Below are 20,130 nucleotides of genomic sequence, written 5' to 3'. Positions count from 1 at the left end.
ACCCTCCCGCGGGATCAGGCCGTGAAGAAGCGCGAGCGCTGTGACTCGATCTTCTTGAGGAGGGCTGAGCCGTCATCGGGATGGTTCAGCCATTCGGTGAAGCCTGGCTCGACCACGGTGGAGATGAATCCGGGGTCGCTGTCGCGGTCACCGAACTGGGTGATGTGCTTGGCACCGGCGATGAGGTCGGCTGCCTTGGTCTGCAAGGCGTTGTACGACCCCTTGCCGGTACCGGAGTTGACGGCCACGTTGCTCGGGTCGATGCCCATGTAGATGCCTTCGGCCTTCGCGCTGCCGAGGAACTCGAGGAACTTGGTGGCACCGTCGAGGTTCTTCGGCCTGCGGCTGAGCATGAAACCGTCGGTCGGCGCCTCGACCGTGTCCTGACCGTAGGCCGGGTCGATCTCCGGGAAGGGAAAGAAGTCGATGTCGGAGCGGAGGGACTCGTCGGTGACCTGCTGGCCGAGGAAGAGGCCGATGATCGCCATTCCGGACTTCTTGTCGAGCAGCGACTGCGCGGCGTCCTGCCACGAGCGGCCGCCGCCGTTGGCCTGGTAGTAGGGGGCGAGCTCGCGCCACAGATCGATCGTCTTGGCCGCGCGGGCGTCCGTCCAGGCGACCTGGCCCCTCATCAGGGACATGTGGAAGTCGTAGCCGTTGGCGCGGAGGTTGACGTAGTCGAAGGCGCCGAGGATGCTCCAGCTGTCGCCACCACCGTAGCCCGAGGCGATCGGCGAGAGGCCGTCCTTCTTCATCTGCTTGGCCAGTGCGACGAACTGGCCCCAGTTGGTGGGGACTTGATAGCCGTGCTGCTGGAAGACGCTCTTGCGGTAGAAGACGGCCCACGGGTAGTTGTAGAGCGGGACGAAGTAGTACTTCCCGTCCTCGCCCTTGGACAACTGCTTGGTGGCGTCGCTGTAGCCGGCGCCTATCTTGGCCCATACGTCGTCGATGGGAGTGGCCAGGCCCTTTTTGGCGAAGTACTGCATGCGGTAGCCGGCGAACCAGGTGAAGACGTCGTCCGGGGTGCCCTGCAGGTAGGTGGAGATGCTCTTCTGGAAGGTGTCGTGGTCGACGACGTTCGTCTTGACCGTGAGGCTGCTGTCTTTCTGGAAGGCGTCCGTCACCGCAGCGTAGGCTTTCTTCGGGGTGGCGTCCCCGCCGTTCGACCCGAACGTCACCGTCTTCGGGTCGGACCCGGCCCCTGCCCCGCAGGCGGCGAGGGCGGGCACGGCCAGGGCGGCGGCCCCGACACCGAACAGCCCGTGAAGCACCGTCCTGCGGCTGGGACCTGCGGCGGTCCGAAGGCTGCGGCTGTGCAGCGTCATTGCTACTCCTCGTAGGTTTCTGATCCGATGAAGGACTGGATCGCGGTGGCCGCAGCCCCACGCGCCCACTCCTCGAAGGGCAGGGGACGTGTCATCACGTCGCACTGCGAGGCGGTACCGAAGGCAGAGGCGGCGAACGCGTCCCGGATGCCCTCGGCGAAGAGGTCGTAGGCGGCAAGGCCTTCCCCGGAGATGATCACCCGCTCGGGACCGAGGAGGTTCACCAGGGAGCCGATGGCCTTGCCGATGGCCTCGCCGGCCCGTGCGTAGACCTCTCGGACACCGGGGTCTCCGCTGTGGGCCAGATCCAGCGCCTCGGCCGCAGAGGTCACCTGCTTGCCCGTGGCCTCGCGTACTGCGCGGACTATCGCGGGGTCCGCCGCGATCGCCTCCACGCACCCCCGGTTGCCGCAGTGGCAGAGCGGGCCGAGGGGATCGAGGGACAGATGGCCGATCTCGCCGGCCACGCCGTGCGAACCCGATACCACCCGCCCATGTATCACCAGGCCACAGCCGATGCCGGCGCCCACGGTCACCAGGGCGAAGTCCGAGAGGCCGACTCCGGCCCCGAACCAGTGCTCGGCGACCGTGAGCGCCCGCACGTCGTTGTCGACCGTGACCGGCAGCCCGGTCGCGGTCCCGACGATCTCGCCGAGCGCTACGTCCCGCCACTCCAGGAAGGGCGAGTAGCGAACGACCCCGTTCGCGCGGTCCACGTCCCCGGAGATCGCGAGGCCCAGCCCCCGTACCCGCACACCGAATCCGTCGGCCTCCGTGAGCAACTCCTGTACCAGGGCGGTGAGGGCGGGGAGCACCGTCTCCGTCTCGCGGCCCGTCAACCGTACGTGGCGGGAGATCCGGATACGGCAGCACAGGTCGGAGAGCACGGCGATGATCTCGTCGCCCGTCACCTTGATCCCGATGAACAGCGCCCTCCCCCCGTCCACCCACACCAGGTTGGCCGGACGTCCCACCGCCGGCCGTGCCTCTTCGTCCACAGCCTCGACCAGATAGCCGAGCTCCATCAGCGGACGGACCGCCTTGGTGACGGCGGCCGGAGAGAGTCCGGTCCGCCGCCCCACCTCCGAACGGGTGAGCGGACCGTGGGACAGCAGGGTGGTGAAGACGAGGGAAGCGGCCGGCGTCATCGCCGGGGCCGCCCCATGGGAGTCGGTCGAGCGCATGGCCGGAAACTTAGGAAGGTTCTTTTCTGCTGTCAATAAAAAATGCAGCCCCCTTTGGGCAGCGAGGGGTTGAACCTGATCAACCTGGAAAACATAGGTGTGGACGGGGCATTGACATGTGATCAGAGGCGAGGTTGGCTGCGCATTGGTCCTGGTCCCCTGTGTGGCACTCTCCGAACGTGAGGATCAATGTCTGCCATCTCCTTCGACCCCACCTCCGGTGTCTGGCTGCTCTCCACGGTGCGCACGTCGTACGCGGTGCGGGTCGACCAGACCGGAGCCCCCTGCCACCTCGCCTGGGGACCCAGGCTGCCCCTCGCTGCCGTCGGCCAACTCGTGCCTCCTCATGCCGGGGACGTCAGCAGCTTCGAGGGCCGCTCACCGGCCGGTGAGGAGTTGCCGGTCGACGGTGGGGCCCGGTACGGAGCGCCGTCGCTCCGGGTGCGGTTCGCCGACGGCACCCGCTCCTTCGAGTGGGCGCACCTGGGCCACCGGATCAGCGAACCGGCACCCGGAACCACCGAACTCGCCCTCGAGTTCGCTGACCGCCACTACCCGTTGGCGGTCACGCTCCACTACCGCGTCCACGACGACACGGACGTCGTCGAGCGCTGGACCGTGCTGCGCAACACCGGACAAGAACCGATCACTGTGCTCCGCGCGGACTCGGCCGCCTGGACACTGCCGCCGCGCGACGACTACCGGATCAGTCATGTCACGGGCCAGTGGTCGGCGGAGAGCCTGCTGCACCGCGAGCCGGTCCCGCACGGCGAGACCGTGCTCACCAGTCGGCGCGGCATCACCAGCCACCACGCGAACCCGTGGCTGATGCTGGACGCCGGCGATGCCACCGAGGAGCGGGGCGAGGTGTGGAGTGCGGCCCTGGCCTGGAGCGGCAGCTGGCACCTCACGGTGCAGCGCACGCCCGACGGACGGACGGCCTTCACGGGCGGAGCGGGACATGACGGAACGGCACTGCCCCTCGGCCCGGGCGAGGAGTACGCGACCCCGCGCTTCGCGGCCCTCTACACCGACGGCGGCTTCGGTGCGGCGAGTCGCTCCTGGCATGCCTACGTCCTGACCCATGTGCTCCCGCACCCGGACGAGACGCGCCCTGTGCTGTTCAACTCCTGGGAGGCCACCGGCTTCGACGTCGACGAGGCCGGTCAGAAGAAGCTTGCGGCCCAGGCGGCGAAGCTGGGGGCGGAACTCTACGTCGTCGACGACGGCTGGTTCCGAGGCCGCCGCGACGACACCGCAGGACTCGGCGACTGGGCGCCGGCCGCCGAGCGGTTCCCGCAGGGGCTGGGACCCCTCATCGAGGAGGTCCACCGGCTCGGCATGCGCTTCGGCCTGTGGGTGGAGCCCGAGATGGTCAGCCCGGACAGCGACCTCTACCGGGCGCACCCGGAGTGGGTGTTGCACTTCCCGCGCCGCACCCGCACCGAACTGCGCAACCAGCTGGTGCTCAACTTCGCCCGCGACGACGTCGCCGAGTGGGCGTACACATGGCTGACCAGGCTGGTCGCGGACAACGCGATCGACTTCCTCAAGTGGGACATGAACCGAGCCTTCAGCGAGGCCGGCTGGCCCGACCGGGAGGACGGGCAGGACCTGCTGTGGACCCGGTACGTGCACAATCTCTACGGCGTCATCGACCGGCTGCGTGCCGACCACCCCGGGCTGCGCGTCGAGACGTGCAGCGGCGGCGGAGGGCGCGTCGACCTCGGCATTCTCTCCCGTACGGACCAGGCGTGGCCGTCCGACAACACCGACGCGGCGGACCGCGTGACCATCCAGCACGGCTTCGGTCAGATCTACCCGGCACGGGTGATGGCGGCGTGGGTGACGGATGTGCCCAACCAGCTCACCGGCCGCTCGGTGCCGATGCGCTACCGCTTCCATGCGGCGATGGCGGGCGTCCTGGCGGTGGGCGGGGACCTCGCACACTGGACACCGGAGGAGTTCACCCAGGGCGCGGAGCTGGTGGCGCAGTACAAGAAGGTCCGCCACATCGTTCAGCACGGCATCCAGCACCGGCTGCGCGGTCCCGTCGACGACGGGCCGACCGCTGTGCAGTACACCACCCCGGACCGCCGGGAGGTCTTCGTGCTGGTGTGGCAGCGGGTACCCCGCTACGGCATGCCGCGCCCCGCCCTCAGGCTCGCAGGCCTCGGTCCCGCCGCCTGCTACCGGAACGCCGCCACCGGCGCCGTGCACCACGCGTCCGTACTGACGGGGTACGGGATCACACCCGAGCTGCCGGCCGGTGACTGGTCCAGCGCGTCCCTGCACCTGATCAGGGTGGACGACGAGGCGGTGGACGACGGCAGCCCATCCGGATCATGAGTCCTGGATACGGCTGGAGAGCCCGGCGCACTCGGGATGCCCCGGCCAGGTTGAGTGTTGTGAGGTGAAGCCGCTCCAGCCCCGTGAGCTCACTCGTCGGGCACTGCGCTCAAGCAAACGGCTCCGTCCGGTGGATCAGGAGCATGGCGATGTCATCGCTGCGCGGTATGCCGTGAGAAGCGTACTGGAGGAGCGTATCGGTGAGGGTGTCCATGTCGTCGTCCCCGGCTTGGGCAAGCTGGTGGGCGAGTTCGGCGATGGCATGGTCGATGTCGATGCCTGGGGCTTCGACGAGGCCGTCGGTGTACAGGACGAGGGTGGTGCCCGGGGGCAGCGGAATCTCCACGCCGGCGTAATCGGCGTCCGGGGTGATCCCGAGCAGGAGGCCGGGCGGCACCTGGAGGATCTCGGTGCGGCCGTCCGGGCGGCGTAGCAGGGGTGGGGGATGTCCGGCGGTGGCCAGGCGGGCGCGGTGCTGGGTCAAGTCGAGGTGGACGTAGAGGCAGCTGGCGAACAGTCCCGGGTTGAGGTCGCACATCAGTCGGTTGGTGCGGGCCAGGAGTTCGCTGGGAGGAGCGCCGGCGGCGGCGTGGGCGTGTACGGCGGTGCGGAGTTGGCCCATGAGGGCGGCGGCCTGCACGTTGTGCCCTTGGACGTCGCCGATGGCCGCGGCGGCGCTGGTGGCGTCGCAGCGGATGAGGTCGTAGAAGTCGCCGCCGATGTCCATGCCGCGGCCTGCGGGCAAGTAGCGGGCGGCGACGTGCAGGCCGGGGATGGCGGGCAGTCTTCGCGGCAGCAGGCCGTTCTGCAGGGTGCGGGCAAGATTGTGCTTGGCGTCGTACAGGCGGGCCCTGTCCAGGGCCTGGGCGATCAGACCGGCCACCGAGATGAGGAGGTTCCGCTCGGTCGGCGGGAAGCGGCGGGCCTCGCTATAGGACAGCACCAGGAGCCCGACGGGACGGCCGCGGATGACCAGCGGCAGGAAGGCCCATGCGTTCCTGCCGCCATAGCGGACAACGTTCGGGTAGGCGTGCTTGAACTCGTCGAAGCTGGCGAAGAAGAGGGGCCTCTGCATGGACAGCGCCCGTGCGGGTGGGGCACTGGAGCTCAGGGACTCGCCGTCGAAGCGGGCCATGAAGGCCGGAGGGTACCCACGGTGACCGACGACCCGCAGCCGTCCGTCGTCCGCCGTCATCAGGGCCAGGCCCGAAACCCCGAAGGCAGGCACGAGTTGGTCGGCGATCCTGTCGGCCACGTCTTCCATCCGCACCATCTCGGTGAGGCTCGCCGCCAGGTGCATCAGGTGGTAGAGCGTCGTGGCCCCGGTCTGCTCCGCAGGAGACGGGTTGGGTCGCTCCGGCTCGGCGGGCGGTGCATGCGGGAGAGGAACGATGTGGATGCTGACACCGGAGGCGTCGGGGTAGAGCTGGAAGGAAAGCCGCCGATCCAGTGGGCGCACAGCAGTGAAGTGAGCGGGCCGGCGGCTGATGACCGCGGCACGGAATCGGTCCTCGAAGGTGGGGTCGCCGAGCCACTGCAGGCGCTCCCACGGGCGGGCGCCCAGCAAGTCGGCGGCGCGAACCCCGAGCAGGTCGGCCGCCGCATCGTTGAGAAAAGTGATCCGGCCTTCCAGGTCCAGTGACAGCGCCCCCGGCAGGCGGGCGGCGAAGTCATAGGCGGCCCGGGCTTCGCCTTGGCCCAGGGTGTGAGAACGCACCGGTTCCAGCACCCGCGGACGGCCCTCGGGTAAGAGCGGGTGACCGCCTGCCACAGCGCGCTTGAGTACCAGGCCCGCCTGGTGGCAGAAGGTGTCGATCGCCTCACGCTCACCCCGGTCCAGACTCGTGGGATGCCAGGAGGGCCACAGCAGGCAGACCGTACCCCGTACGGCACCACTGGCGATGATCGGGGCGGCTGCCACGGCGTGGTCCGGCACCACGAGAGCGAGCCTTGGGTAGTGCAAGGCCAACTCCTCGGGGCTGCCGACCCAGACCAGGCGCCTCTCCCGCGTCGCTTCAGCCACCGGGACTGCCTCCTCCACCCTGATCCGGGCCCAGGGGGCGACGATGTGCCAGGAAGTCCCGTACACCATCGACAACTGCAACGCCCGCTCCCGCGGCGGCAGGAGGAACAGCATGCCGCCCGAAGCACCGGCGTCCTGCATCAGGCGGCGGACGAGAGTGGCCAGGTCTTCCCAACCCGAGGCGGGGCCAGGGGCGGCAGACTGCACGCCTTTTCACCGACCTTCTGGAACTGGAGCGAGGCCTCGTATGCGGTGTGCCCGGGATGCCTCGGCCTTCGTGGCGGGGACCACCGCGGTGCGTCTTCGCCCCGTCCCCGGCGCCGGCGTCACTTCCGCGAAAGGCTGCACTTGCCGATGTACTGCGAGCACCTGATGGACCGCAGCCCGCACCTGCGGCACCGGATCTGCACCTGTCGACGCCATGGTCGTTGTGCCCATCGGCTGTGGCAACGCAACACCGCACCAGCCGCATCGCGCGTGACCCATACAGGCACAATAGCCTTCCGAACAGGCATAGGCATCCAAAGTCACGCTCACTGCCCAATCGTGGCCGCGGCCGCCGCACCGACTTGAAGGCCCACTCCGGGGGCTACCGTCAGCGGTCGCCGCCTCGTCCCGGCTCGGATGTGCGGCGATGGCCTTCGGGCAGTCTTGGACAGACCAGGTGGGGTGAAGCACTCCGTCGGGGATTGGTCACAAATCGAACACGAGATCTAATGACGTGCCTGAGCCGCTGACCCTCGCTCAAGGTCATCGGTGACATCCTGTCCGTAGCCGCCGTACGCCCACCGCCTGCGGCAATCGCCGGTTCGGTGACAGCTCATGCCTGTGGCCGGAGCGTGGTCCCCTGGCTTCGCTGCCGGCATGCCTTCGCACACCGGGCCAAGAAGTTGCACACTGTGGAAGTCATGCGCGTGAGGAATCAACGTGTCGCGGGCCTGGGGCAGCCGTGGTCGAGCCACCTGTTGCTGCTGATACCGGTTGCGCTCATCGTGCTGATCACTGTCCTGGACATCGTGACGCCGGCCGACATCGTTCTCGGCCCCCTGCTGGTGATCGCGCCCGCGCTTACTGCGTGGTCCGAGGGCCCCTGGGTGACCAGCGGTATCGGGGCCCTGGTCGTCATGGCCCAAGGCTTTGTCGGCTGGCGTGATGGCCTGCTGTTGTCTCGGAACGTGCTGGTTGAGATGGTCGCTCTGGCGGTGCTGTCGACGGTGGTGGTCTCCTTCTGTGTGGTGCGTGACCGGCACAGGCGTCAGCTGGCCCGGGTGAGGACGGTGGCGGAGGCCGCACAGCACGTCCTGCTGTGGCCGCTTCCCACCCGGCTGGGACCGCTGCAGCTTGCCTGCCTCTACCTTGCCGCTGAGGAGGAGGCCGAGATCGGCGGCGACCTCTATGCCGCCGCCCGCACCGACAGCGCGGCCCGCGTGATGATCGGTGACGTGCGCGGCAAGGGCCTGCCCGCCGTCGGTGAGGCCGCCCTCCTGCTCGGCGCCTTCCGCGAGGCCGCCCACCAACACGCCTCCCTACCCCAGCTCGCCGCCGCCCTGGAACGCAGCATCGCCCGCTACCTCATCGACTTCGAGCCCGCGGACGAGGCGGGCGAGCGCTTCGTCACCGCTCTTCTACTGGAGATCCCCGACGACGAGCCCGTCGTCCGGATCACCAACTGCGGCCACCCGGCACCCCTGCTCCTCGGCCCGGACAACAGGGTGACCGTGCCCGGCCTCGACCCCGCACCGCCGCTCGGTATCGGCTTGACGGACCCCGACGACCACACCCTGGGTGTCCTGCCTTTCGGCCCGGGCGACACCCTGCTCCTGTACACCGACGGTGTCATCGAGGCCCGCGACCAGCAGGGCGCCTTCTACCCCTTCGCGGAACGCGCCGCCCAGTGGGCCGACCACGATCCAGAAGACCTGCTGCACCAGATCCGTCGTGACCTGATCGCCCACACCGGCGGGCGCCTCGGCGACGATGTCGCCCTCATCGCCATCCGCCGTAGCCTCATTCCCCGTCCTGGCCACGAACTGGGATACGCCATCCAGTCCCTTCGTGCTCCGCTATCCCTCCGAACCACCGAACCGAGTCGCCCTCCGGCGGCCGACTGACGCCCTGCAGGTCGGCTGTGATGCCGCCCCTCTCGGGTACTGGAACGGCCTCCAGCACCAGCACGGCCAGGTCGTCGTCCATCGGCTCGGTGCTGAAGTCGTGAACGGCCCGCCGGACCCGCTCCGCCACGGCCTTCGCGCCCAGTCCGACGCATCCGCGCAGTACCTCCGTCAGGCCGTCGTCGTCGTCCAACTGCCGTGTGCCTCTGCGGCGTTCGGTGACGCCGTCGGTCACGCACAGCAGTGTCTCACCCGGCGCGAGAGTGAAGGTGTTGGCGTGGAACTCCTCAAGCTTGTCGATTCCGAGGAGCATCTGCGGGGCTGCGGCGGGAGTCACCGAGCCGTCGGTCGACAGCCGCAACGGAAGCGGATGGCCCGCGCTGGCTATCGTGCATCGCGCGCCGCCGGCGACCGCATCCGGCTCCAACTCTCCGTACAGCAGGCTCAGGAAGCGGGAGTTCTCGTGCTCGCCACGGAATGCCATGGCCTCGGCTGCCTCCTCCGCCATCGCGAGGTTCAGCCGGTTGAGAAGGGACTCGACGCCGTGGCCCTCCCGTGCCAGCAGCCGTACGAGGTGCCGGGCCAGGCCGGTGACGGACATGGCCTCCAGGTCGTGGCCGCACACGTCGCCGAGCAGGAAGCACCAGCGGTGGTCTCCCATCGGGAACAGGTCGTAGAAGTCTCCGCCGACGGTCTGACCCTCACCGCAGGGCTCGTAGACGATCGCCGTGTCGACGCCCGGAATGGTGGCGAGGGACATGGGGAGCTGGCTGCGCTGGAGTGTGCGGCTGATGCTCGCCTGCCGGGTGTAGCGGCGGACGGTGACCACCGCCTGGGCCACCCGCTGGGCAACGTCCTCCGCGAGCCGTACGACGGCGTCGGTCATGTGAGGGAGTCCTGCTTGGCCGATCAGAAGCGTGCCGTGGTACTGCCCGCCCGCGACGAGCGGGAACGCCAGCGCGGAGCCGCCCTGCTCGGCTCCTCCATGCGCGGGCCAGGGCCAGGGCCACGGGCCACCGGTCATCCCCGGCCCGGCAGGCGGACGGTTCTTCTCCAGCGCCAGGCGGAGTGTGCGGATCCGCCGCTCGTCCATGTGCCAGACATGGGAAAGCCGCAACTCGGTGCTGTCGGTGGTCAGCCATACGCCGCACCAGTCGGCGAGCCTGGGGACCAGGAGCTGTCCGGCGAGCGCTGCGACCATGTCCTCGTCCATCTGTCCGACGAGCAGCTCGCCGGCCTCGGCGAGGAACGACCGTCCTTCACGCTCGGCCCACTCGACGCTGCGGCCCCGGCCGTCGCGCGGCGGTGCGGCCGTATCGGGCTCGGGGGTCGCCGGCTCGCGGGGAATGGATTCGGTGAGGCCCTGCTGGCCGGTCTCGAGCGGGGTCTCCATGGCGCACTCCACGCGGAACCAGTCGGCCTTCTCGGTATGCCGGTAGGTCACACCCCACGACTGGGCCAGCGCGCGCATCAGCTGCCGGCCGTAGCCGCGTACGTCGCTGTGTATGCCGTCTCCGTCACGGACGGTGCCGGATGAGCTGTGGTCCAGCACTTCGACCACGACCCCCATCCGTCCGGCCGCACCCTGCATGGCATCGGCCGGCGAGCCTCGACCGACGTCGAGGCTGCAGACCACTTCGATCTCGAACGCGGCCTGTGTGGCGACGCTGGTGACCAGTTCGCTGACGAGGAGTGCTGCGTCGTCGAGGAGCCGCTCGCTGATCGCCGGCGCTCCCGGGAACTGCAGAGCGGATCGTTCGACGAGCGCGGCGCGCAGGAACCTGCGCGCTGTCGAGGCAGCGAGTTCGTCTGCGGGTACGCGCATCCGCGACACGGATTCACGCGGATCAAGGGATGAGCCCATTGGCGACTCCCGGCCGGTCCGACACACATGGTGAATGTAGCCTAAAAGGGAAGTAATCGGATCCTTTTGCTTGCCGGGAATGGGTTGCCATGGACTCTGTCACCCAGCCTGATCGTGTTTCCCGTGAGCCAGAACTCCGGGACCGGGGGCCCGCTGACACCGGCCCCGAGGCCGCAGGCCGACCGGGCCCCGCGCCGGACGGTGAGTGGATACGCGTCGCCGATCTGCGTCCGCTGCTCGCGGCCATGAATGCGTTTTGCGACGGTGACTTCACCGTACGTACAGAGGGACTGTCCGCAGGGGTCCTCGCCGAGATGGCGGGGGTGCTCAACCAGATCATCGTGCGGAACGCGCATCTGGCCTCGGAGCTCGACCGAGTACGCCGGGAAGTGGTGCGACGAGGACGGCTGGACGAGCGGCTCGCAGCGAGTCCCGGGCAGGGCGCGTGGACCACGAGCGTGGAAGCGGCCAACACCTTGCTGGAGGCGTTGGCCGTCCCCGCCGTGAACGCCACCCGCGTCCTGACCGCCGTAGCGGACGGTGATCTGACTCAGCGCGTCGAGTTGCACGACGGCAAACGCCAACTCCGCGGCGATCTGCGACGTCTGGGGCATGGAGTGAACCGGATGGTCGAGCAGTTGTCGCTGTTCACCGGCGAGCTGACCCGCGTCGCCCGGGAGGTCGGTACCGAGGGGCGTCTCGGCGGGCAGGCCACGGTGCAGGGGCTGGTCGGGGACTGGCGTAACGCGACCGAGGCCGTCAACACGATGGCCTTGCGGCTGACCGCGCAAGTACGCGACATCGCGGTGGTGACCACGTCGGTCGCGCGCGGCGATCTGACACGCCAGGTCACGGTCGAGGCGAACGGCGAGCTGCTGGAGCTGAAGCTCACCGTGAACACGATGGTCGACCAGTTGCGCGCGTTCGCCGACGAGGTGACGCGGGTGTCCCGTGAGGTTGGTACGGAGGGCCAACTGGGCGGGCGGGCTCATGTACCGGGCGTCTCGGGCGTGTGGAAGGACCTCACCGACAACGTCAACTTCATGGCGTCGAATCTGACCTCGCAGGTCCGCAACATCGCCCAGGTGACCACGGCGGTCGCCAACGGTGATCTGAGCCAGAAGATCACGGTGGACGCGCGGGGCGAGATCCTGCAGCTGAAGAGCACCGTGAACACGATGGTCGACCAGCTGTCGGCGTTCGCGGACGAGGTCACGCGCGTCGCCCGTGAAGTCGGCACCGAAGGCCGGCTCGGTGGCCGGGCGCAGGTGCGCGGCGTTTCGGGGGTGTGGAAGGACCTCACGGACAACGTCAACTTCATGGCGGAGAACCTCACCTCGCAGGTGCGCAACATCGCCCAGGTCGCCACCGCCGTCGCCCAGGGCGACCTCGGCAAGACGATCACCGTGGAGGCGAAAGGGGAGATCCTGGAGCTGAAGTCGACGATCAACACGATGGTCGACCAGCTGTCGGCGTTCGCGGACGAGGTCACGCGCGTCGCCCGCGAGGTCGGTACCGAGGGCAACCTGGGTGGCCAGGCGCAGGTCCGCGGCGTCTCGGGCGTGTGGAAAGAGCTGACCGACAATGTCAACTTCATGGCGCTGAACCTGACCTCGCAGGTCCGCAACATCGCCCAGGTGACCACGTCCGTAGCCAACGGCGACCTGTCGAAGAAGATCACGGTGGACGCGCGGGGCGAGATCCTGCAGCTGAAGAGCACCGTGAACACGATGGTCGACCAGCTGCGCGCGTTCGCGGACGAGGTCACCCGCGTCGCCCGCGAAGTCGGCACCGAAGGCCGGCTCGGTGGCCGGGCGCAGGTGCGCGGCGTCTCGGGGGTGTGGAAGGACCTCACGGACAACGTCAACTTCATGGCGGAGAACCTCACCTCGCAGGTCCGCAACATCGCCCAGGTCGCCACCGCCGTCGCCCAGGGCGACCTGTCGAAGAAGATCGACGTGGACGCGCGCGGCGAGATCCTGGAGCTGAAGACGACCATCAACACGATGGTCGACACGCTCTCCTCGTTCTCGTCCGAGGTCACCCGCGTCGCCCGCGAGGTCGGCAGTGAGGGGCAGCTGGGCGGTCAGGCCCGTGTGGAGGGCGTCTACGGAACGTGGAAGCGGCTGACCACCAACGTCAACGAGCTTGCCCTGAACCTCACCACCCAGGTGCGGGCGATCGCGGAGGTGGCCAGTGCCGTCACCCAGGGCGACATGTCCCGTGCCATCACGGTCGAAGCCCAGGGCGAGGTCGCCGAACTGAAGAACAACATCAACCTCATGGTCTCCAACCTCCGCGAGACCACCCGCGCCAAGGACTGGCTGGAGTCCAACCTCACCCGTATGGCCGCCCTCATGCAGGGCCACCGCGACCTCGTGGAGGTCGCCGACCTGATCCTGCGCGAGCTGACCCCGCTGGTGAATGCGCAGTTCGGTGCGTTCTTCCTGGCCGAGGCAGGCGCGCCGCACGCCGAGGGCCTGCAGTTCATCGCCGGGTACGGCACCGACCGGGCCGGCGAGAGCAGCCCGCTCCCCGGCGCCGGCACCCTGGGCCGCGGCCTGATCGCACAGGCTGCGCAGGAGAAACAGCGCATCCTCATCACCGACGTCCCGCCGGACTACATCACCATCAGCTCCGGGCTCGGCATGGCGTACCCCGCCAGCATCGTCATCCTGCCGATCCTCTTCGAGGATCAGGTGCTCGGCGTGATCGAGTTGGCCTCGCTCAGCAAGTTCAGCGATGTGCACCTGGCCTTCGTGGACCAGTTCGCCAACACGATCGGCGTCTCGATCAACACGATCATCGCCAACTCCCGAACGGAGTCCCTGCTCTCGCAGTCCCAGCGCCTCACCTCCGAATTGCGCGAGCGGTCGGACGAACTTCAGCGCTCCAACGCCGAGTTGGAGGAGAAGGCCGCCCTCCTCGCGACCGCCTCGCGGTACAAGTCCGAGTTCCTGGCGAACATGTCGCACGAGCTGCGCACCCCGCTCAACTCGCTGCTGATCCTGGCCAGGCTGCTCGCCGACAACCCCGACGGGAACCTGTCCGAACAGGAGGTGCAGTTCGCGACCACCATCCACCGCTCGGGCTCGGACCTGCTCCAGCTGATCAGCGACATCCTCGATCTGTCGAAGATCGAAGCCGGTCGGATGGACGTGCGCCCGACCATACTGCCGCTGGTCAAGCTGCTTGACTACGTCCACGCCACGTTCCGGCCGCTCACCATCGACCGAGGCCTGGGCTTCGATATCGCTGTCGGGGAGAACGTACCCGCCGAGCTGTACTCCGACGAGCAGCGCCTCCAACAGGTGCTGCGCAACCTGCTGTCCAACGCCCTGAAATTCACCCACACCGGCAGCGTGGAGCTGCGCGTCGAGCGGGTTCCGGGCGAACAGTTCGAGGAGGCGACACTCAAAAACGCCGAAGCCATCATCGCTTTCTCCGTCAGGGACACCGGGATCGGTATCGCCCCCGAAAAGCTTCCGATGATCTTCGAGGCGTTCCAGCAGGCCGAGGGCACCACCAACCGCAAGTACGGCGGCACCGGCCTCGGCCTGTCCATCAGCCGGGAGATCGCCAGGATGCTCGGCGGCAAAATCGTCGCGGAGAGTGAGCCGGGTGTGGGCTCCCGCTTCACCCTCTACATTCCCTCGCACTACCCAGGCTCCACCACCGGGCAGGGTCCGGCGGAGCTGCGCACCGTCGGAGCCCCGCCCGCAGAGAACCGGGCGCCGGCAACGGCCGCCGAGGACGCATCACCTGGGCACGTGTTGGACAGCGGGGTGAGCGCCGACATCCTGGATCCGGGCCGCCTGAGCCCGGACGACCTGATGGGCAGAGGAGCCGCGGGGACGGCTGACGGCCGCGAGGACGCCTGGCCGGAGACGACTCGGCTCAAGGAATGGCTTAACGGGCGTCCCGGTCGCGTACTGGCAGGCCGTCACATCCTCATCATCGACGACGACATCCGCAATGTCTTCGCCCTCACACACGTACTGGGCCGCGTCGGCATCACCGTGAAGTACGCGGAGAACGGCCGAGAGGGCCTTGAGGTCCTGGAACGGTCCCCTGACGTGTCCCTGGTCCTGATGGACATCATGATGCCGGAGATCGACGGATATGAGACCACCCGCATCATCCGGGACACCCCCCGTCTCGCACACCTGCCGATCATCGCGCTCACTGCCAAAGCGATGCCCGGAGACCGCGAGAAGGCGATAGACAGCGGCGCCTCCGACTATGTGCCCAAGCCGGTGAACGTCGACCACCTGCTGTCGGTCATCTGCGATCTGCTCGATCCGCAGAACGGCTCCCCGGAGCCGGCGCAGGATCGGGACACCGCCGATGAACCGTCCGACGCAGAGGACGGCGCCGACGATCCGCCCAGGGAAGCGCCATGAACACCAGCCCGGCCGACCCATGCAGCATCCTGATCGTGGACGACATGGAGGAGAACCTCATCGCGTTCGAGGCCGTACTCGGCCCGCTCCACCAGCACCTGGTCCATGCGCGTTCGGGGGAGCAAGCGCTGAAGGCGATGCTGCGACAGGAGTTCGCCGTCGTCCTCCTGGACGTCCGGATGCCCGGCATGGACGGGTTCGAGACCGCCGCCAACATCAAGCGCCTCGACCAGACCAAGGACGTGCCCGTCATTCTGGTGACGGGGACCGAGCCGGGCGCTGACCACACCTACCGGGGATACGCGATCGGCGCCGCGGACTTCATCACCAAGCCCATCGACCCGTGGGTGCTGCGTACCAAAGTCAACGTCTTTCTCGATCTGTACCGCAAGAACCGCCAGTTGGCGACCCGCGCACAGCCCTCGGACGCAGACCGGCTTGCGGAGATCGCCGAGCAACTCGCCCAGATCGAGCTACTGCTGCGCAACAAGCCGGAAGCCGAGACGGCCCATCTCGCTGACCGCATCGCGGAGGTGGAACGCGCGGTGGGTACCCTCCTCCCAGGCCGCACCGGCCACTATTCAGCTTGATCGGCTGCCCATGTCCCGTACCCCGAGCATGCGGCGCCCGCCGCAGTGCACTGAGCATCGACGCGCAGCCACGTCCACGGACCTTGCGGGGCGCACGGTGACCTCGCAGCCTTCGCCGTGCCCGTCGTCCAGAGCGGCCGGCGTCCGGTGGCGGTCCTCCCCGTCGGCGGTGACGTGAGGGTGGTGGAAGCGCACGGGACCCAGTTCGAAGTGCCGCCGCACGCGGTGGGCACGGCGTGGGTCAGAGGCCACTGCCCTCCGTGGGAGGGGCCCCGATGATCTGGTGGTCAGGACTGGGCGGGCAGATCCGGGCGATGAGTAGGGCGACGTCGTCGTGGTCGCCCGGGTCCCGCAGGGCGTGCAGGAGCAGGTCACAGGTTTCTCCCACGGGGCGGCCCTCGGAGCCGTCCAGCAGGCCGAGGAGGGTGTCGAGGCGGTCGTCGATGGGATGGTGGCGCGTTTCGACCAGGCCGTCGGTGTAGAGGACCAGATCGTCGCCCGGACCGAGATCGAGCGTTCTGCTGTGGAAGGTGACGCCGCCGACACCCAGCGGCGCGCCGGGGCACAGGTCGAGCAGCTCGGGGGGTCGGCCGGGGTGGACCAGGACGGGGGGCAGGTGTCCGGCGTTGGCGATGTGGCACTCGCCGTGGTGGGGGTCGTAGACGGCGTAGAGGCAGGTGGCGATGTAATGCTCCAGGCCGCTGGTGATCCTGTCCAGATGCTGGAGCACCTGGGCGGGGTCGAAGTCGAGTTCGGCCAGGGTGCAGGTGGCGGTGCGCAGGCGGCCCATGGTGGCGGCGGCGTCGATGCCGCTGCCCATCACGTCCCCCACGACCAGGGCGGTCTTGTCGCCGGTCAGGGGGATGATGTCGAACCAGTCTCCGCCGACTTCGCTGGTGGCCTGGGCGGGCTGGTAGCGGGAGGCGATCTCCAGGCCTACCAGGTGCGGCGGGTGCTCCGGCAGCAGGCTGCGCTGGAGGGTGACGGCGGCGTTGCGCACGCTCTGGTACCAGCGGGCGTTGTCGATGCTGACCGCGGCACGGTTGGCCAGCTCGCCTGCCAGTACGGCGTCGTCATGGTTGAAGGGCAGGGGGTTGCGTGCGCGTTTGAGGTCCAGGGCGCCGAGCACTATGCCGCGGGCGCTCAGCGGCACCGCCAGGTAGGAGTGGATGCCGGCGCGGGCCAGGAGCGTGGCCGCCTCGGGATTGCGCGCTATACGGGACAGGTCGCGGTCGTTCACGTGCGGTACCAGAACCGGTTTGCCGGTGCGGACGCACTGGGTGACCAGGCGGTCGGCGGCGTAGGCGGCCAAGTCGCCTACCTGGTCGGCGGCGCGGGTGGCCTCGGTGGGGTAGGCGGCGGCCAGGGCGAGGGCGCGGAAGAGTTCTGGGCCGCTGCCCGGCGCGGCGGTGCGGTGGCAGGCCAGGACCGTGTCGAGGACGTCCACCGCCGCGATGTCGGCGAGCTCGGGCACGGTGACCCCGGCCAGCTCGCGGGCGGTCTGGTCCACGTCCAGCACGGTGCCGATGAGAGCCGAGGCGTCAGCGATCAGGGTCAGGCGCCGTCGGGCCCGGGCGGCTTCGGTCGCCAGGCGGTGCCGCTCGGTGACGTCCGCGATCGAGGCGGCCACTCCCCGCGCCCGGCCGACGGGGTCCTGCAGCCGGTAGAGGGAAACCGACCATGCATGGTCGTGATCCGCATCGGCCCAGGTGCGGCCGACGACGTTCTGGTCCAGCAGTGGGACTCCCGTTTCCAGAACCCGCCACTGCGCGGACTCGATGGCCGCGGTGTCCACATGCGGCAGGACCTCTGAGACATGGCGGCCGACATGCTCCTCGGTCGACAGGCCGTTGATGCGCTCCAGCGCCGGATTAACGGCCACGTACCGCAGATCTGTGTCCATGACGGCCAGCCCGACCGGGGACTGCGAGACCAGCATCCCGGACAGCTCATTCAGCAGCCTGCGGGGCTGGGACGTCCCGGGGACATCGTCTTCGGCCCGAAAGGATTCGGATGTGTTCATCCCGGCCATCCCCTCTTGCAACCGTCACCCCAGCTGCCTCCGGGCGCCGTCCTGGGCCCGAGACCCTGGTCCTTCGCAACCTCCATGATGTCCACGAAGCAGCCCGCCACGCATCCCCCCTCGGCTCCAAGAAGATCCTGCCTTCCGCGGCCTTGATCGTGAGCCGGCACGGCCAGCAGGGAGGCCAGGAGCGCCACAGCATCGCGGAGGAGCACCGCCAGGCCACCGAGGAGCGCGCCGACTGCAAGGGCACCGGTGGTGAGACACGCCAGTTACGCGCCCTGGAGCCCCCGATGAGCGAACAGCCGGCCCCGCCGACACCGCCCGGCAGCAGCTGGAGCCCCCAGTCGCCGACGCGGTCCGCGCGTACGCAGCCAAGACCCGCGCTGTAACCGCTGCTACTTGCTGCACCCGGCGACTGCACGGTGCTGCTCGTGCCCCTGGTCCTGCTGCTCGGCTGCTGAGCCGAAGCACACACCTCTTGCACTTAGTTCAAGTGGTCGGCTACGGTCACTCCATCAGCAAGTTGAACTAAGTGCAAGTCCGTCGAGGGAGGGTCCCCATGAACATGCTCGCCGCTGTCATGCAGATACTCGTCGCCGCCGCCTTTGTCAGCATTCCAGTGGTTCGCCACCGCTTCGGTCCCGCCGCGAAGGCCGCCGCCGTGGCCGAGCTCCGCCGCCAGGACGTCCGTCCGGAGGTGCTGGAGGAGAACGGGCTCCGCTTCGACGCCGGCGGCCACGAGACCGCGGCACCGGCGGCCGTCGCCGCGGTGATGACCGCCACCGCCGCCTTCAACTTCGCCGGCGCCGACCTGGCGCAACTACTGACCTGGATCTTCTCCTCCCTGGTGCTGCTGATGAACGCAGGCATCGTCTACAGCAACCTCACCGCGGTGCAGTCAGTGGAGGCCGCTTTCCGCCGCAAGAGCGACCCGGAACTGGCCCGGATCAAGGTCGCGCCCTTCCTCCAGGCCGCCGAGAACGCCTTCCCGCACTGGGTGCGCGCCCAGACCTACCTCCGCAACACCACGGTCTTCGCCGGCTCCGCCATCGCCCTGATCGCCGTTTCCTTCGGCTGACAGCGCCGGAGTCTCCCAAAAGTGCAGACGGGTCACACCCGTGCATCCCGCGGCGAACCGCAGCTCCAGACAGGGCTTGTAGGGGTCCAGCCTGGTGGGTCGCGGCCGGTTCTCGCGAAGGGTGTCCTACGACAGCTCCTGTCTCCGTCTCTGACCCGAGCGCTCTTGCGGACAGAAGCTGACCTAAATGCTCCGTACGGTCGTGCCATGACGCAGACGCAGAGGATTCTTGTCACCGGTGCCACCGGAACCGTCGGCCGCCAGGTCGTCGCCGAGCTGCTCGCCCGCGGCCATGCGGTCCGCGCCCTCAGCCGGGATGCGGCGAGGGCCGACCTCCCGGCCGGTGTCGAGGTCGTCCAGGGGGATCTGACCGAACCGGCCGGCCTGGCTTCGGCCTTGGAGGGTGTCACCGGCCTTCACCTGATCACCTTCGGCGGGCCCTACTTCGCCCCGCTGGAGACCGGCCTGCGGATCCTGGAACTGGCCCGCGCGGCCGGCGTACGCCGGGTCACCGTGCTGCATGGCGGCGGGCCGTCGCTGCTGGAGGACGCCGTGCGTGCCGATGACGATGTGGACTGGACCGTGCTCATGCCGGTCGAGTTCATGGCCAACTGCCTGGAGTGGGCGGACGGGATCGTGGCCTCGGACGAAGTCCGCGAGCCGTTCGTCTCCCGGCTGAGTGCCATCGTCCACGAGGGCGACATCGGAGCCGTCGCCGCGGTCGCGCTCACCGAGGAGGGCCACGGGGGCCAGGAGTACGTGATCACCGGCCCCGAGCTCCTGACCGTCGGCGACAAGGCGGCGACGATCGCCGCCGCCCGCGGCCGGGAGATTGCCCTGATCGAACTCAGCGAGGAGCAGGCCATCGCGCAATGGCGGGCGGCGGGCCACTCGGAGGACGTGATCGGCTTCCTGATCGAGGCGTACGGGAACACCCCGGAGGTGGGCCGTACGGTCGTTGACACCGTCGAGAAGGTCACCGGCCACCCGGCCCGCACTTTCGCCCAGTGGGCAGCGGAGCACGCGGACGCCTTCACGGCAACAGTCCCCGTGGTCACGGCATAGCCCCCCGCGTGGTATGCGGGACGGACGCGGAAGGAACCACATCACAAGTGACGAAACCACACCCGCGTCCGGCCCCGCCCGACGAGGTCAGGTGGCTCCCGATCTCGTG

The 20,130-nt window shown here is 68.8% G+C and carries 11 protein-coding genes; 6 read left to right on the top strand and 5 right to left on the bottom strand.

All coding sequences use genetic code 11. From position 1 onward, the window contains the following. Positions 1–14: 14 nt before the first annotated feature. Together ACIQFZ_RS25080 and ACIQFZ_RS25075 are read right to left on the bottom strand one after the other, a co-directional pair. Complete coding sequence (locus ACIQFZ_RS25080; RefSeq protein WP_402692175.1) at positions 15–1,328, bottom strand: ABC transporter substrate-binding protein; 1,314 nt, start codon at positions 1,326–1,328, stop codon at positions 15–17. Between the two features lie 2 nt (positions 1,329–1,330). After that, the gene (locus tag ACIQFZ_RS25075) at positions 1,331–2,512 is read right to left on the bottom strand and encodes an ROK family protein (protein WP_402692174.1); all 1,182 of its coding nucleotides are present in this window, start codon (positions 2,510–2,512) and stop codon (positions 1,331–1,333) included. Positions 2,513–2,701: 189 nt separating this feature from the next. Here ACIQFZ_RS25075 and ACIQFZ_RS25070 point away from each other — a divergent pair, with 189 nt between their 5' ends. Beyond that, positions 2,702–4,861: an alpha-galactosidase gene (locus tag ACIQFZ_RS25070; RefSeq protein WP_402692173.1), complete on the top strand. Its 2,160-nt coding sequence runs from the start codon at positions 2,702–2,704 to the stop codon at positions 4,859–4,861. Between the two features lie 109 nt (positions 4,862–4,970). Here ACIQFZ_RS25070 and ACIQFZ_RS25065 read toward each other — a convergent pair whose 3' ends face one another. Then, positions 4,971–7,091, bottom strand: a complete 2,121-nt coding sequence (locus tag ACIQFZ_RS25065) for a SpoIIE family protein phosphatase (protein WP_402692172.1) — start codon at positions 7,089–7,091, stop codon at positions 4,971–4,973. Positions 7,092–7,798: 707 nt separating this feature from the next. On the opposite strand from ACIQFZ_RS25065, the gene ACIQFZ_RS25060 reads away from it, so the two are divergent. Continuing rightward, entirely contained in the window at positions 7,799–8,995 is a 1,197-nt protein-coding gene (locus tag ACIQFZ_RS25060; RefSeq protein WP_402692171.1) for a PP2C family protein-serine/threonine phosphatase, read from the top strand. Here ACIQFZ_RS25060 and ACIQFZ_RS25055 read toward each other — a convergent pair. Next, positions 8,892–10,820 (bottom strand): SpoIIE family protein phosphatase, encoded by a 1,929-nt coding sequence (locus ACIQFZ_RS25055; RefSeq protein ID WP_402692170.1) that lies wholly within the window; start codon positions 10,818–10,820, stop codon positions 8,892–8,894. The two genes, ACIQFZ_RS25060 and ACIQFZ_RS25055, sit on opposite strands and share 104 nt — an antisense overlap. 284 nt (positions 10,821–11,104) lie before the next feature. Here ACIQFZ_RS25055 and ACIQFZ_RS25050 point away from each other — a divergent pair, with 284 nt between their 5' ends. Together ACIQFZ_RS25050 and ACIQFZ_RS25045 are read left to right on the top strand one after the other, a co-directional pair. Further along, entirely contained in the window at positions 11,105–15,262 is a 4,158-nt protein-coding gene (locus ACIQFZ_RS25050) for a HAMP domain-containing protein (protein ID WP_402692169.1), read from the top strand. Next, positions 15,259–15,852: a two-component system response regulator gene (locus ACIQFZ_RS25045; RefSeq protein ID WP_376652622.1), complete on the top strand. Its 594-nt coding sequence runs from the start codon at positions 15,259–15,261 to the stop codon at positions 15,850–15,852. Before ACIQFZ_RS25050 ends, ACIQFZ_RS25045 begins: the two co-directional genes overlap by 4 nt. A 241-nt stretch (positions 15,853–16,093) precedes the next feature. Here the strand turns inward: ACIQFZ_RS25045 and ACIQFZ_RS25040 are convergent, their stop codons facing one another. Further along, positions 16,094–17,875 (bottom strand): SpoIIE family protein phosphatase, encoded by a 1,782-nt coding sequence (locus tag ACIQFZ_RS25040; protein ID WP_383060992.1) that lies wholly within the window; start codon positions 17,873–17,875, stop codon positions 16,094–16,096. Positions 17,876–18,437: 562 nt separating this feature from the next. Here ACIQFZ_RS25040 and ACIQFZ_RS25035 point away from each other — a divergent pair. Together ACIQFZ_RS25035 and ACIQFZ_RS25030 are read left to right on the top strand one after the other, a co-directional pair. Next, positions 18,438–18,956 (top strand): hypothetical protein, encoded by a 519-nt coding sequence (locus tag ACIQFZ_RS25035; protein WP_383060994.1) that lies wholly within the window; start codon positions 18,438–18,440, stop codon positions 18,954–18,956. A gap of 207 nt (positions 18,957–19,163) precedes the next feature. Further along, positions 19,164–20,021 carry an NAD(P)H-binding protein gene (locus tag ACIQFZ_RS25030; protein WP_402692168.1) on the top strand — a complete coding sequence of 286 codons (858 nt, stop codon included), beginning with the start codon at positions 19,164–19,166 and terminating at the stop codon, positions 20,019–20,021. The last annotated feature ends 109 nt before the right edge of the window (positions 20,022–20,130 follow it).

Origin of the sequence: Streptomyces sp. NPDC093064 (assembly GCF_044754605.1) — a bacterium.
Lineage (GTDB): Bacteria > Actinomycetota > Actinomycetes > Streptomycetales > Streptomycetaceae > Streptomyces.
Note: the sequence above shows the minus strand (reverse complement) of the source record. Positions and strands in the feature narration are given on the sequence as shown.

Bases quoted from the DNA above. Each gene is read 5' to 3' on its own strand.
- ACIQFZ_RS25080 (WP_402692175.1), bottom strand. From the start codon at position 1,328: ATGACGCTGCACAGCCGCAGCCTTCGGACCGCCGCAGGTCCCAGCCGC.
- ACIQFZ_RS25075 (WP_402692174.1), bottom strand. From the start codon at position 2,512: ATGCGCTCGACCGACTCCCATGGGGCGGCCCCGGCGATGACGCCGGCC.
- ACIQFZ_RS25070 (WP_402692173.1), top strand. From the start codon at position 2,702: ATGTCTGCCATCTCCTTCGACCCCACCTCCGGTGTCTGGCTGCTCTCC.
- ACIQFZ_RS25055 (WP_402692170.1), bottom strand. From the start codon at position 10,820: ATGCGCGTACCCGCAGACGAACTCGCTGCCTCGACAGCGCGCAGGTTC.
- ACIQFZ_RS25050 (WP_402692169.1), top strand. From the start codon at position 11,105: ATGAATGCGTTTTGCGACGGTGACTTCACCGTACGTACAGAGGGACTG.
- ACIQFZ_RS25045 (WP_376652622.1), top strand. From the start codon at position 15,259: ATGAACACCAGCCCGGCCGACCCATGCAGCATCCTGATCGTGGACGAC.
- ACIQFZ_RS25040 (WP_383060992.1), bottom strand. From the start codon at position 17,875: ATGAACACATCCGAATCCTTTCGGGCCGAAGACGATGTCCCCGGGACG.
- ACIQFZ_RS25035 (WP_383060994.1), top strand. From the start codon at position 18,438: ATGAACATGCTCGCCGCTGTCATGCAGATACTCGTCGCCGCCGCCTTT.
- ACIQFZ_RS25030 (WP_402692168.1), top strand. From the start codon at position 19,164: ATGACGCAGACGCAGAGGATTCTTGTCACCGGTGCCACCGGAACCGTC.